Annotated in this window: 2 protein-coding genes; both read right to left on the bottom strand. The window is 74.4% G+C overall.

Annotation, left to right across the window (positions count from 1 at the left end; genetic code table 11):
- The coding region (locus tag LX83_RS36610; protein WP_407649762.1) for a type I polyketide synthase at positions 1–2201 on the bottom strand (2201 nt) is incomplete at its 3' end.
- Between the two features lie 77 nt (positions 2202–2278).
- Positions 2279–15553, bottom strand: a complete 13275-nt coding sequence (locus LX83_RS36600; RefSeq protein ID WP_456356016.1) for a type I polyketide synthase — start codon at positions 15551–15553, stop codon at positions 2279–2281.
- Between the last annotated feature and the right edge of the window lie 89 nt (positions 15554–15642).

The following is a 15642-nucleotide window of genomic DNA, read 5'->3' as shown; positions in this document are numbered from 1 at the left end:
ACCCGCCGCACCCGCACCCCCCGCCGCACACACTCCCCCACCACCTCACCCAACACCCCAACCTCACCCGCCACCGTCGTCGCCCCCGGCCCGTTCACCGCCGCCACCGACACCCGACCACCCCACGACCCAAGAAGCTCCTCCACCTCCCCCACCGACAACCCCACCGACACCATCCCCCCACCACCCGACAACCGATCCCGAATCACCGCACTGCGCAACGCCACCACCCGCGCACCATCCACAAGCGACAACCCACCCGCCACCACCGCCGCCGCGATCTCCCCCTGGCTGTGCCCGACGACCGCGCCGGGTTCGACGCCGTAGGAGCGCCACAGCTCGGCGAGCGAGACCATGATCGCGAAGGTGGCCGGCTGCAGCACGGCGACGTCGGAGAAGTCACCGCGTTCGACCACCTCGCGCAGCGACCAGTCGACGAACGGGGCGAGGGCCTGTTCGCAGCGCTGCATGGCGGCCGCGAACACGGGCGAGGAGTCCCACAGTTCGCGGCCCATCCCGGCCCACTGCGCGCCCTGGCCGGGGAAGACGAACGCGACCTTGGCGCGGCTGGCCGTGCCGCGGACCACGGCCGAATCGGCGCGGTCGGTGGCGACGGCGTCGAGGGTCGCGAGCAACTCGTCGCGGCCGGAGCCGACGACGACGGCCCGGTGTTCCAGGGCCGCGCGGGTGGTGGCGAGCGAGCGCCCGATGTCGCTGGCGGTCTGCTCGGGGTGGTCGGCCACGTGGGTGGCGAGGCGCCGCGCGTACTCGCGCAACGCCGACGGCGAGGCCGCCGAGAGCACCCACGGGAGAACCCCGCTCTCGGCGTCGCTGCCGGGTTCCTCGGTCGGGACCTGCGGGGCCTCTTCGAGGATGATGTGGGCGTTGGTGCCGCTCATGCCGAACGAGGACACGCCGGCGCGGCGCGGGCGGCCGGGATCGGGCCAGTCGCGGGCCTCGGTGAGCAGGCGGACAGCACCGGTGGTCCAGTCGACCTCGCGGGTGGGCTCGCTGACGTGCAGGGTCCTGGGCATCCGGCGGTGTCGCAGGGCCAGGACCATCTTGATGACGCCCGCGATGCCCGAGACGACCTGGGTGTGGCCGATGTTCGACTTGATCGAGCCGAGCCAGAGCGGTTCGGCGCGCTCCTGGCCGTAGGTGGCGAGCAGCGCCTGGGCCTCGATCGGGTCGCCCAGCGGGGTGCCGGTGCCGTGCGCCTCGACCACGTCCACATCGGACGGTGCCAGTCCGGCGTTGGCGAGCGCGGCCGTGATGACCCGTTCCTGGGACGGCCCGTTGGGCGCGGACAGCCCGTTGGACGCGCCGTCCTGGTTGACGGCGCTGCCCCGGATGACCGCGAGCACGGGATGGCCGTTGGCGAGCGCGTCGGAGAGCCGCTCGACCAGGACGACACCGACGCCCTCGCCCCAGCCGATGCCGTCGGCGCCGTCGGAGAACGCCTTGCACCGGCCGTCGGCGGCGAGGCCGCGCTGGCGGGCGAGCGTGACGAACGCGCCCGGGGTGGCGAGGATGCCGGCGCCCGCGGCGAGCGCGAGGGTGCAGTCACCCTGGCGCAGCGCCTGCATGGCCAGGTGCAGGGCGACCAGCGAGGACGAGCAGGCCGTGTCGACCGAGACCGCGGGGCCTTCCAGGCCAAGCACGTAGGAGACGCGGCCGGAGAGCACGCTGCCGGAGCCGCTGGTGAGCGCGTATCCCTGGTCCTCGGGCGAGTTCATCAGCAGCGTGGTGTGTTCGACCGCGTTGCCGCCCACGAAGACGCCGGTTCGGGTGCCGCGCAACGAGGTCGGGGCGATGCCGGCGCTCTCCACCGCCTCCCACGAGGTTTCCAGCAGCAGCCGCTGCTGCGGGTCCATGGAACGGGCCTCGCGCGGCGAGATGCCGAACGGCGCTGGATCGAAGTGGGCCGCCTCGCGCAGGAACGCGCCCTCGGTGGTGTAGGTCTTGCCCGGCAGGTCGGGGTCCGGGTCGAACAGCGCGCCGAGGTCCCAGCCGCGGTCGGTGGGGAACGCTCCGATGGTGTCGACCTCGTCGACGACCAGCTGCCAGAGCTTGTCGGGGGTGTCCGCGCCGCCGGGGAAGCGTGCGCCCATGCCGGTGATGGCCAGCGGCTCGCGATTGCGGTCCTGTGCCTCCTGCAGGCGGGCCCGGGTCTGCTGCAACTCCGCGGTGACCCGCCGCAGGTACGTGCGGATCTTGTCGTCCTCGGCCATGTGGTGCTTCCTGTCTGCGTGCGTCGGGCAGGGTCGTCGCCGGTCGGTCAGGACACCCCGAGATCGCGGTCGATGAAGTCGAACAGCTCGTCGTCGCTGACGTCGTCGAGGGCGGTGGCGTGGCCCGCGTTGAGCGTGGCGAGCATCCGGCGCAGCCGGTCGCCGAGCGCGTCGGCCGCGGCGCCCCCGCCCACCGAGGGCAGGGCGCGCTCGATCCGGTCCAGCTCGCGGTCGATGTCCTCGGCACCGGCCAGCTCGCGGGCGGGCGCCGCGTCCTTCATGTCCATTGTGGACAGCAGGTGGCCGGCGAGCGCCTCGGTGGTCGGGAAGTCGAAGACGAGCGTGGCCCGCAGCTTGACGCCGGCTCGGGCGGTGAGCCGGTTGCGCAGCTCCATGGCGGTGAGCGAGTCGAACCCGAGATCGGTGAAGGGCAGGTCCTCCCGGATCTCGGCGGGATCGTCGTGGCCGAGGACCGCGGCGATCTCCTCGCGCAGCACCTCGACGAGCAGGGCGCGGCGCTCGTAGTCGGTGAGCCCCGCCAGCGAGTCGCGCAGGTCGGTGCCGCTCGCCGCGGCGGGCTGCTCCCCGTCGCCGGCCAGGGCCGCGGCGGCTTCGGGGATGTCCGCGATGAGCGTGCGGCGACGCGTCATCGTGTATCCGGGTGCGAACCGCTCCCAGTCGAAGTCGGCCACGGTGAGCGTGGTTTCGTCGTGCTCGACGGCCTGCACCAGGGCGGCGATCGCGGGCGCCGGGTCCATCATGCGCACGCCGAGGCGGGCCAGCCGCTCACCGGCCGCGCTGTCGGCGCTGAGCATGCCGCCGGAACCCCAGGCGCCCCACGCGATGCAGGTGGCGGTCCGGCCGCGGGCGCGCCGCTCGGCCGCGAGGGCGTCCAGGTACGCGTTGGCCGCCGCGTACGCGGCCTGGCCGGCGCTGCCCCACACCGCGGCGCCCGACGAGAACAGCACGAACGCGTCGAGGTCGAGGCCGGCCGTCAGCTCGTCGAGGTGCCGCGCGCCGTCGACCTTCCCGGCGGCCGTGGCGTCGAGATCGTCCGGGTCTAGTCCGGTCAGCTCGGCGTAACCGCCACCGGTGCCGGCCGCGTGCAGCACGGCCGTGAGCGGGTGCTCCTCGGGGATGCCCGCGAGCAGGTCGGCCACGGCGGCGCGGTCGGCCGTGTCGCAGGCCGCCACGGTGACCCGCACGCCGCGGGCGGACAGTTCGTCGCGCAGCTCGGCCGCGCCGGGCGCCCGGTCACCGCGCCGCCCGACCAGGAGCAGGTGGTCGGCGCCCTGGTCGGCGGCCCAGCGGGCCAGGTGCGCGCCGATGCCGCCGGTGCCGCCGGTGATGAGGACCGTGCCGTGCGGCCGCCAGATCCGGGTGCGGGGTGCCGCGCCGAGCGGGGCGCGGGTGAGCCGGCGGGCGAACAGGCCGGCCCCGGTGGCGCGCACCTCGTCCTGGCCGGCGGTGAGGGCGGCCGCGAGCCGCGCGACACCGCCGGGCCCGAGGTCGACGACACCGCCGTGGGTCTGCGGCTGTTCGAGGCCGGCGACCTGGGCGATGGCACGGATCTGGGCCTGGTCGGGGCGGTCGGCGGCGTCGCGGGTGAGATACCAGCGCGGCGCGCCCAGCCCGGCCTTGTCGAGCGCCTGGGTGAGCAGGACGGTGTCCCTCGGGTCGGCGGGCGCCACGAGGATGCCGGCCAGCTCCTGCGTGGCCTGGCTCGGCTCGGTGATCACCGTCGCGCCGGCCGCTGCGAGCGCGTGCGCGATGTCCGGTCCGGCGGCCTGGCCCAGGACGAGCCAGCTGCCGGAGAGCAGTCCGGGGGCCGTGTCCGCGAGTGCCTTCCAGACCAGCCGGTAGCGCCAGCGGTCGGCCACCGAACCGCGCCGCGCCCGCTCGTGCCAGCCGGACAGGGCGGGCAGCAGCTCGGACAGCGGGGCCTCGGCGGGCACGTCCAGCTCGGCCGCGAGGGCCCCCGACTCGACGAGCGACCAGAACCGCTCGTCCGCCGGGTCGGCGCCGCGCGCGGACGGGAGGGCCGCGTCCAGCCAGAAGCGGCGGCGCTGGAACGGGTAGGGCGGCAGCGCGACCCGACGCCCGTCGGGGAGCAGCGCCGGCCAGTCGACAGCCACGCCGGCCACCCACACCTCGGCCAGCGAGCGCGCGAACCGGCCGAGGCCACCGTCGTCGCGGCGCAGCGAGCCGGTCGTGGTGACCGCCGCGTCCCGGCCGCCCGCCGTGGCGTCGACCGCCACGGCGAGCACGGGATGCGAGCTGACCTCGACGAAGACCGTGTGCCCCGTGTCGATCAGCGTCTCCACGGCGTCGCGGAAGCGCACGGTCGAGCGCAGGTTGCGGAACCAGTAGGCGGCGTCGAGCGCGGCCGTGTCGAGGACGTCGCCGGTGACGCTGGAGCAGAACGCGATCGGCGCGGTGACCGGCGCGAGGCCGGCGAGGGCCCCGGTGACGGCCGCCTCCAGGGCGTCGACCTGGGCGGTGTGCGAGGCGTAGTCGACGGCGATGCGGCGGGTCCGGATCCCGTCCTCGGCGCACGCGTCGAGGAACTCCCGCAGCGCCTCCGGCTCACCCGCGACCACGGTGGACTCCGGGCTGTTGGCCGCCGCCAGCGAGACGCGGCCGGCCCAGGGCGCGATCCGCGCGACCACCGCCTCCTCGTCGAGGGTGACCGAGACCATGCCGCCCCGGCCGGACAGGGTCGCGCCGATCACCTTGCTGCGCGAGGCCACGATGCGGGCGCCCTCGTCGAGGGTGAGCGCGCCCGTCACGACGGCCGCGGCGATCTCACCCTGGGAGTGGCCCACCACGGCGTCGGGTTCGACACCGGCGGCGCGCCAGAGCGCGGCGAGCGACACCATGACCGCCCAGGAGACCGGCTGCACCACGTCGACCGCCGCGCCGGGGCCGGTCTCGACCATCTCACGCAGCTCCCAGTCCACGTACGGGGCGAGGGCCTCGGCGCAGCGGCTCATCCACTCGGCGAACACCGGCGAGCTGGCCCACAGCTCGCGGCCCATGCCCTGCCACTGCGCGCCCTGCCCGGGGAAGACGAAGGCGATGCGGCCCTGCTCGCGGGTGACGCCGCGAACCAGGTCCGCGCTGGCCTGTCCGCGCGCGAGCGAGCGCAGCCCGGCGGCGAGGTCGTCGGTGCCGTCGGCCACCACCACGGCGCGGTGCGCCAGGTGCGAGCGTGCCGCGACCGCGAGCGTGGCGGCCAGGTCGGCCGGCGGGAACGACGTGGCGGCCAGTGCCGCGGCCACCTCGGTGAGCGCCTGCTCGGAGTGCGCGCCGAGCACGAACGGCAGTGGCCCGCTGGGGGCGGGCGGCGGCACGGGCGACGCGGGCGGCTGTTCCAGGATGACGTGCGCGTTGGTGCCGCTCATGCCGAAGCCCGAGACAGCGGCCCGACGCGGCCGGTCAACGGCGGGCCAGGGCCGGGCCTCGGTGAGCAGTTCGACCGCGCCGGACGACCAGTCGACCTCGCTGCTCGGCTGGGTCACGTGCAGGGTCGCGGGCAGCACACCGTGCCGCATGGCCTGGACCATCTTGATGACCCCGGCGATGCCGGCCGCGTGCTGCGCGTGGCCGATGTTCGACTTGATCGAGCCGAGGTAGAGCGGCTCGGCGCGGTCCTGGCCGTAGGTGGCGAGCACCGCCTGCGCCTCGATCGGGTCGCCCAGCGTCGTGCCGGTGCCGTGCGCCTCGACGGCGTCCACTTCGGACGGTGCCAGCCCCGCGGCGCGCAGCGCCGCCCGGATGACCCGCTGCTGGGAGGGGCCGTTCGGCGCGGTCAGGCCGCTGGACGTGCCGTCGGAGTTGACGGCCGAGCCGCGCAGCACGGCCAGGACGGGGTGGCCGTGGCGTTCGGCGTCGGAGCGGCGCTCCAGCACGAGCAGGCCAACACCCTCGGCCCAGCCGGTGCCGTCGGCGCTGTCCGAGAACGCCTTGCAGCGGCCGTCACCCGCGATGGCGCCCTGCTTGCCGAACTCGGCGAACGCGCCCGGGGTGACCATCACGGCCACGCCGCCGGCCAGCGCCAGGTCGCACTCCCCCGCCCGCAGCGCCTGCGCGGCCAGGTGCATCGACACCAGCGACGAGGAACAGGCCGTGTCAATGGTGACGGCCGGGCCCTCGAAGCCGAAGACGTAGTTGATGCGGCCGGACATCACGCTCGACGACGCGCCCGTGGCGGTGTACCCGCTGCCGCCCTCGGGCGAGTTGACCAGGACCGGCGCGTACTCCTGGACGGTGCCGCCCACGAACACGCCGGTCCGACTGCCGCGCAGGCCCGCCGGGCCGGTTCCGGCCGATTCCAGTGCCTCGTACGCGGTCTCCAGCAGGATCCGCTGCTGCGGGTCCATGGCGAGGGCCTCGCGCGGCGAGATGCCGAAGAACGCGGCGTCGAACGAGGCCACGTCGTGCAGGAAGCCACCGGCGCCGCCCGCGTCGCCCGGCCAGCTCTGCCAGCCGCGGTCGGCCGGAACCGGGCCCACCGCGTCGCGTTGCTCAGCGACGAGCCGCCACAGGTCGTCGGGCGTGCGCACGCCACCCGGGTAGCGACAGGCCATGCCCACGATGACGACCGGGTCGTCGGCGACCGGGACGGGCGCCGTGGTCTCGGCCTCGGTCGGCTGCGCGCCGAACAGTTCGGCGAGCAGGAAGTCGGCCAGGGCGGCCGGGGTCGGGTGGTCGAAGACCATCGTGGCGGGCGGGCGCAGGCCGCTGCCCCGGGCGATGCGGTTGCGCAGCTCGACCGCGGTGAGCGAGTCGAAACCCAGCTCCTGGAAGGGCCGACCGGCCGGGATGCCGGCCGGGTCGTGGTGCCCGAGGACCTCGGCTGCCTCGGCGCGGACCCACTGGGTGAGCTGGTCGCGGCGGTCAGCCGGGCGCAGCGGGGCGAGCCGGTCGCGCAGCTCCTCGCCCGCGCCCGGAGCGCTGTCACCCTGGTCGGCCAGGGCCGAGGCGGCCTCGGGGATGTCCTCGATCAGCGGGCGGCGGCGGGCCACGGCATACCCCGGCGCGAACTTCGCCCAGTCCATGTCGGTCACGACCAGGTGCGACACGCCTGAGCCAACGGTGCGGGCCAGCACGGTCAGGGCCAGTGCCGGGTCCATGAGGCGCAGGCCGCGACGGGCCAGGGCGGCGTGGTCGGCGTCGGCGCTCATGCCGGGACCGTCCCAGCCGCCCCAGGCGATCGAGGTGACGGGCAGGCCGCGGGCGTGCCGCGCGGTCGCGAGGGCGTCCAGGTAGGCGTTGGCCGCCGCGTAAGCGCCCTGCGTGGCACCGCCCCAGGCGGCGGCACCGGAGGAGAAGAGGACGAACGCGTCGAGCGGCAGCTCCGCGGTCAGCTCGTCGAGCCAGCGCGCGCCGATCGCCTTGCCCCGCAACGCCGTGGCCAGTTCGGCCGGCCCGATGAGCCCCAGGTCGGCGTACGGGGCCACGCCGGCCGCGTGCAGCACGGCGTTCGGCGGGTGCTCGGCGAGCAGCGCGGCCAGGGCGTCGCGGTCGGCCACGTCGCACGCGGCCACGGTGACCGCCACCCCGGTCGCGGTCAGCTCGTCGCGCAGCGCCTCGGCGCCCGGTGTGGCGATACCCCGCCGGCTGGTGAGGACGAGGCGCTCCGCACCGTGCTCGGCCGCCCACCGGGCCAGGTGCGCGCCGAGGCCGCCGGTGCCGCCCGTGATGAGGACGGTGCCGCGCGGACTCCAGGGCGCGGCGGCCGGATCCTCGGGCCGGGCGTGGCGCAACCGCCGGGCCAGCACACCGTCAGCGCTCAACCGCAGCTGGTCCTCACCGCTGGTGAGCGCCGCCGCGAGGTAGCGAAGGCCGGCGTCGTCGGCGCAGTCGACCAGACCGCCCCAGCCCTGCGGGTGTTCCAGGCTCGCCACCTGCCCGAGACCCCACACGGCGGCGTGCTCCGGGTCGCTGTCGGCGCCGCGGGTGAGCAGCCACCGGGTCGCCGGCGATCCGGTGCGGCGCAGTGCCTGTTCGAGGCGGAGGGTGTCGGCCAGGCCGCGGGTCAGCTCGGGGTGCTCGGGGTGGGGTCGGGTGTCGAGCGCGAGCAGCGAGAACACGGCGTCGGCGTCGAGGTGCTCGGTCCAGTCCCCGGTCGCGACGAGGGTGCGCACCTCCGCGCCGGTCAGTGCCTCGGTCACGGCCGAGGGGTCAACGCCCTCGGGGACCACGACCAGCCAGCGGCCGGCCAACCGCGGGGATCGCGGCAGGGAGACCGGCCGCCAGGTGACCGTGTACCGCCAGCTGTCCACGGTGGCCCGCTCCTGCCGGCGGGCCCGCCAGGCGGAGAGCGCCGGCACCACCGCGGTGAGGGACTGGTCGGGAATGCCCAGCTCGGCCGCGAGAGCGACCACATCGCTGGTTTCGATGGCCTGCCACAGCTCGGCGTCGGGACCGTTGCCCGCACTGTTCGCGGGCGCGGGCGTGACCCAGAAGCGCTCGTGCTGGAACGCGTAGGTCGGCAGGTCCACGTGCGCACCGCGCGGCAGGACCACGCTCCAGTCCGGGTTGAAGCCGGCCAGCCACATCCGGCCCAGGGCCGTGGTCAACTGGTCGTGGTCCTTGCGCAGGGACGGGACGGCGACGACCTCGGGAACGGTTTCGAGCGCCATCGGGGCGAGCACGGCGTCCGGGCCGATCTCCAGGAACGTGTCCACCCCGTCGGCCACGGCGGTGCGCACCGCGTCGGCGAAGCACACCGTGGCACGCACCTGGTCCACCCAGTACTGGGGTGTGGTGATGTCACCGACCGCGCCGCTGGTGGTGATGACCGGGATCCGGGGTTGGTGGAACTGGACGTCCTCGAACACCGCGGCGAAGTCGGCCAGCATGGGGTCCATCAAGGCCGAGTGGAACGCGTGCGAGACCCGCAACCGCTTCACCCGCGCGCCGGACTCCCGCAGTGTCTCGGCGATCGCGTCGATCTCGGCCTCCGGTCCGGAAAGGACGGTGGAGGTGGGGCTGTTGACCGCGGCGATCGAGACGGCGTCAGGAACCTCGGTCACCGGTCGGTCCACGGCCAGCATCGCCCCGCCAGCCGGCAGTGCCTGCATCAGCCGGGCTCGGGCGGTCACCACCCGGCAGGCGTCCTCCAACGACCACACCCCCGCCACCACGGCGGCGGCCAGCTCACCCACCGAATGCCCGATCAGCCGATCCGGCCGCAGACCCCACGACTCCCACAGCGACCACAGGGCGATCTGCAGGGCGAACACCGCGGGCTGAGCCACCCCCGTCGAATCCGGATCACCCTCGAAGACGGCGGGGTCGAACAACGCCCTCACCCGGGCGTACTCCTCGGCGAGCAGCGGGTGTGTGCCCATGTCCGCGTGCTGCGAGCCCTGGCCGGTGAAGAGAACCGCCAGCGCTCCCGGCAGCACCGTGCCCCGCTGCCAGGTTCCGTCGAGCAGGAACGCGCGGTGGTCGAGTGCCGCTCGGGTGGTCGCCAGCGACCAGGCCACGTCGGCCCTGCGGACGTCCGGGTTGTCGTCGAGCCACTGCGTCACCCGGGAGATCTGGGCGTCCAACGCGGTGGCCGTCCGCGCCGAGACAACGAGTGGACCAGCCGGGTCCCCCGCCACCGGTGGCGGCTCAGGCGCGGGTGGTTGTTCGAGGATGACGTGCGCGTTGGTGCCGCTGATGCCGAACGAGGACACCCCGGCCCGGCGCGGTCGGTCGGTTGCGGGCCAGGGGCGCGCCGAGGTCACCAGTTCCACGGCCCCGGCGGACCAGTCCACCTGCTGGCTCGGCTCGTCCACGTGCAACGTCGCCGGCACCACGCCGTGCCGCATCGCCAGGACCATCTTGATGACCCCCGCCACGCCCGCGGCGGCCTGGGTGTGCCCGATGTTCGACTTGACCGAGCCCAGCAGCAGCGGCGTCGAACGCTCCTGCCCGTAGGTGGCCAGCAGGGCCTGCGCCTCGATCGGGTCGCCCAGCCGCGTACCCGTCCCGTGCGCCTCCACCACGTCCACATCGGACGGTGCCAGCCCGGCGCCGGCCAGCGCGGCCCGGATCACCCGCTGCTGTGACGGGCCGTTGGGTGCGGTGAGGCCGTTGGACGCGCCGTCCTGGTTCACCGCCGAACCAGCCACCACCGCCAGGATCCGGTGGCCGTCGCGGCGCGCGTCGCTCAGTCGCTGCAAGGCGAGCAGCCCCACGCCCTCACCCCAGCCCGTGCCGTCGGCCGCGTCAGCGAACGACTTGCACCGGCCGTCGCCCGCCAGTCCGCCCTGCCGCCCGAACTCCTGGAAGATGCCGGGTGTGGCCATCACGGTCACGCCACCGGCCAGCGCCAGATCGCACTCGCCACCGCGCAACGCCTGCGCGGCCAGGTGCAGCGTGACCAACGACGACGAACACGCCGTGTCAACCGTGACGGCCGGCCCCTCCAGCCCCAGGGCGTAGGAGACGCGGCCGGAGAGCACGCTGCCCGAAGAGCTGGTCATGGTGTACCCGGCCGCGCCCTCGGCCGAGTTGACCAACAGGGTGGCGTATTCCTGCACGGCGCCGCCCACGAAGACGCCGGTGCGGCTGCCGCGCAACGAGGCCGGGTCGATGCCGGCGCGTTCCAGGGTCTCCCAGGCGGTTTCCAGCAGCAGCCGCTGCTGCGGATCCATCGACACGGCCTCGCGCGGGGAGATGCCGAAGAACTCGGCGTCGAAGTCGCCGGCCTCGGCCAGGAAGCCGCCCAAGCCGGTGAACTCGCGGCCGTCGGCGCCCCAGCCGCGATCAGCGGGCGCGTATCCGATGGCGTCGATCCCGTCGCGAACGAGTTCCCACAGGTCCTCGGGACCGGTGACGTGGCCCGGATAGCGGCAGGCCATGCCCACGATGACGATCGGGTCGTCACCGGTGCGCGCGGCCTGCGCCACGGCGACGGCCTGCGCGGTGCCACCACCCAGTTGCTCGTCGAGGTGGGCGGCGAGGTCCTGCACGCTCGGGTGGTCGAAGACCAGCGTTGCCGGCAGGCGCACGCCCGTGGCCTGGGCCAGTTCGTTGCGCAGCTCGACCGCGGTGAGCGAGTCGAAACCCAACTCCTGGAAGGAGCGGTGGACGGCGATGCCGTCAGCCGACTCGTGCCGCAGCACGGTCGCCGCGGCCGAGCGGACCACGTCGATCAGCCGCCGACGGCGATCGGCTGCGGGCAGCCCGGCCAACTCGCCGCGCAGACCCGAGTCCGGGCCGACGGTCACCCCCACGTCGGCGAGGGCTTCGGCGACCTCGGCGATGTCCTCGATGAGCGGCCGGCGCCGGCTCATCAGGTAGCCAGGCGCGAAGAGCGACCAGTCGATGTCGGCGATCGCGAGGGTGGTTTCGGCGTGCTCGACGGCGTCGCGCAGGGCCGTGATGGCCGACTCGGGTGCCATGAGGCGCAGACCGAGGCGCTGGATCAGTTCGCGTGCCGCTCCCTCGGCCATGCCGTCGGACTGCCAGGCGCCCCACGCGATCGAGGTGGCCGGCAGGCCGCGGGCGCGCCGCGCGGTCGCGAGGGCGTCGAGGTAGGTGTTGGCGGCCGCGTAAGCGCCCTGCGTGGCACCGCCCCAGGCGGCGGCACCGGAGGAGAAGAGGACGAACGCGTCGAGCGGCAGCTCCGCGGTCAGCTCGTCGAGCCAGCGCGCGCCCAACGTCTTGCCGCGCATCACGTCGGCCAGCTCGTCGATGTCCAGTTCGGACAGTTCCGTGTGCCGGGCCACGCCGGCCGCGTGCAGCACCGCGGTGAGCGGCCGCTCGGCGGGGATGTCGGCGAGCACCGCGGCCACGGCATCCCGGTCGGCCACGTCGCAGGCCGCGACCGTGACCGCCACGCCGGCCGCGGTCAGCTCGTCGCGCAGCTCCTCGGCGCCCCGGGCGGCGATGCCCTGACGGCTGGTGAGCACGAGACCCTCGGCGCCGTTCGCGACCGCCCAGCGGGCCAGGTGCGCGCCGATGCCGCCGGTACCGCCGGTTATCAGGACCGTGCCGCGGGGCATCCACGGCTGCGCGGGGCCAGCGTCGGCCAGGGGCGCGTGCACCATCCGGCGGCCGAGGACGCCGTCGGCCACCAGACACGCCTGGTCCTCGCCGCTCGCGAGCGCGGCCGGCAGGTGCGGCAGGAACGCGTCGTCGGCACAGTCGACCAGGCCGCCAGGTGCGGCGTGTTCGAGGCCGGCCACGTGGCCGAGGCCCCAGACCGCGGCCTGTGCGGGCCGGTCACGGCAACCCCGCGTCATGATCCAGCGGGCCGTCGCGGGCAGGTTCGCGGCGAGGGTCTTGATCAGCGTGAGGGTGTCGGTGAGGCCGACCGCGAGTTCGGGGTGCTCGGCATGTGGGCGCTCGTCAAGGGCGAGCAGTGACAGCACCGCGTCGACATCGGTGCGGGTGGCCAGCCGGTCGGCCCAGTCGCCGGTCGCGACCAGGGTGTCCACCGCGGCGCCGGCCAGTGCCTCGGCAACGGGCGAGGCGTCAACGCCCTCGGGGACCACGATCAGCCAGCGGCCGGTCGGCGCGGGCGCGCCCGCGGTCGGGACCGGTTTCCACACGAGGTGGTAGCGCCAGGAATCGCTCACCGCGCGCTGGTGGCGGCGGGCGCGCCAGGCGGAGAGGGCCGGGACCACCGTGGTGAGGGGCTGGTCGGGAATGCCCAGCTCGGCCGCGAGCGCGGCCACGTCACCGGACTCGATGGCCTGCCACAGCTCGGCGTCGGCGGGGTCGACCCTGTCGTCCTCGGCGGCGAGGGTGACCCAGTAGGGACGGTGTTCGAAGGCGTAGGTGGGCAGGTCGGCGTGGACGCCGCGCGGCAGGATCTCGGTCCACTCAGGATCGAAGCCGCGCTGCCACATCCGGCCCAGCGCGTCGTGGAGCTGGTCGTGGTCCTTGCGCTGGGCCGGGATCGCCACGACGGTGTCGTCGACCTCCGCCACCATCGGTGTCAGGACGGCGTCGGGGCCGATCTCCAGGAACGTGTCCACCCCGTCGGTGATCGCGGCGCGCACGGCGTCGGCGAAACACACCGTGGCACGCACCTGGTCCACCCAGTACTGGGGTGTGGTGATGTCGCCGCCCGCGCCGCTGGTGGTGATGACCGGGATCCGGGGCTCGTGGAACTCGACGTCCTCGAACACCGCGGCGAAGTCAGCCAGCATCGGCTCCATCAACGCCGAGTGGAACGCGTGCGAGACCCGCAGTCGCTTCACCCGCGCGCCGGACTCCCGCAGTGTCTCGGCGATCGCGTCGATCTCGGCCTCCGGTCCGGAAAGGACAGTGGAGGTGGGGCTGTTGACCGCGGCGATCGAAATGCTCTCGGGCACGTCGGTGACCGGTCGGTCCACGGCCAGCATCGCCCCGCCGGCGGGGAGTGCCTGCATGAGGCGGGCTCGGGCGGTCACCACCCGGCAGGCGTCCTCCAGCGACCAGATCCCCGCGACCACGGCGGCAGCCAGCTCACCCACCGAATGCCCGATCAGCCGATCCGGCCGCAGACCCCAGGACTCCCACAGGGTCCACAACGCGATCTGCAACGCGAACACCGCGGGCTGAGCCACCCCCGTCGAATCCGGGTCACCCTCGAAGACAGCGGGGTCGAACAGGGCCTTCACCCGCGCGTACTCCTCGGCGAGCAACGGGTGGGTGCCCATGTCGGGGTGTTGGGAGCCCTGGCCGGTGAACAGCAGACCGATGCCGCCCTGTCCGGGTTCGAGTCCTGTCTGCCAGGGTTGGTCGAGGCCGAGGCGGTAGGCGCGGTGTTCGAGTGCGGCGCGTCCGGTGGCCGCCGTCCACAGCACATCCACGGCCGGCACGTCCGGGTGGGTGGCCAGCCAGGTGTCCAGGCGGGCGAGCTGAGCGTCCAGCGCGGCCCGCGAGCGCGCCGACACCACGAGTGGCAGCCCGGTGACGTCGGCGCGGCGGGGCTCGGGCTCGGCCGCCGGTGGCGCCTGTTCCACGATCACGTGTGCGTTCGTGCCGCTGATGCCGAACGACGACACGCCCGCCCGCCACGGGCGGCCGGTTGCCGGCCAGGGTCGCGCCGACGTCACCAGTTCGACCGAGCCGGCCGTCCAGTCGACCTCACGGCTCGGCGTCTCGATGTGCAGCGACGCCGGGACCACCCCGTGTCGCAGCGACAGGATCACCTTGATGACGCTGGTGACGCCCGCGGCGGCTTGCAGGTGGCCGATGTTGGACTTGATCGACCCCAGCAGCAGGGGCCGCTCGCGCTGCTGGCCGTAGGTGGCGAGGACGGCCTGCGCCTCGATGGGATCGCCCAGCTTGGTTCCGGTGCCGTGCGCCTCCACGACGTCCACATCGGACGGTGTCAGTCCGGCGTTGGCGAGTGCCGCCCGGATCACCCGCTGCTGGGACGGGCCGTTCGGCGCGGTGAGACCGTTCGAGGCGCCGTCGGAGTTGACGGCCGAGCCGCGCAGCAGGGCCAGGATCTGGTGGCCGTTGCGCCGTGCGTCGGACAGCCGCTCCAGCACCAGGACGCCGACACCCTCGCCCCAGCCCGTGCCGTCGGCGGTGTCCGCGAACGACTTGCACCGGCCGTCGCCCGCGAGCCCCCGCTGTCGGGCGAACTCGTCCCAGATGGCCGGCGAGGAGAGCAGCAGCACGCCCGCGCCGAGGGCCAGGTCGCACTCGCCGTTGCGCAGCGACTGCACGGCCAGGTGCAGCGCGACCAACGACGACGAGCACGCCGTGTCAACGGTGAGCGTCGGCCCCTCCAGGCCGAGGACGTAGGAGACGCGGCCGGAGAGCACACTGGCCGGGACGCCGGTGACGCCGTACCCGTCGTTGAGTTCGGGTGAGCGGGTGAGCAGCGCGCCGTACTCCTGCGGGGTGCCGCCCACGAAGACGCCGGTGCGGCTGCCCCGCAACGAGGACGGCACGATGGCCGCGTTCTCCAGCGCCGCCCAGACCGCCTCCAGCAGCACCCGCTGCTGCGGGTCCATCGAGACGGCCTCGCGCGGGGAGATGCCGAAGAACGCCGCGTCGAAACCGGCGATGTCGTCGAGGAACGCGCCAACGCCGTCGATGCTGGAGTTCCACAGCTCCCAGCCGCGGTTGGTCGGCGGCTCGGTCATGGCGTCGGTCTCGTCGAGCAGCAGCCGCCACAGGCCGTCGAGGTCGTTGGCCCCGGCCGGGTAGCGGCCGGCCATGCCGACCACGGCGATCGGCTCGGCCGCCGCGGCCAGCAGCTTCTGGTTCTGCTTGCGCAGGCGCTCGTTTTCCAGCAGGGATGCCCGTAGCGCGTTGACCGCTTCGGTGACGGAGACTTCCGAGCCCGCCGCAGAATCCATGGCCGCTCCCATTCCGGTGGCACCAGTCGTCGCGCCCGCCGGTGGCCGGGCGGGCGCGACGGATGGCTGTCGCGTCGAGGCTAGGGGTGGCGCTACTGCAC

It is taken from the genome of Goodfellowiella coeruleoviolacea (assembly GCF_024171785.1).
GTDB classification, from domain to species: domain Bacteria; phylum Actinomycetota; class Actinomycetes; order Mycobacteriales; family Pseudonocardiaceae; genus Goodfellowiella; species Goodfellowiella coeruleoviolacea.
This window is presented reverse-complemented; position numbering and strand designations above follow the sequence as displayed.

Bases quoted from the DNA above. Each gene is read 5' to 3' on its own strand.
- LX83_RS36600 (WP_456356016.1), bottom strand. From the start codon at position 15,553: ATGGGAGCGGCCATGGATTCTGCGGCGGGCTCGGAAGTCTCCGTCACC.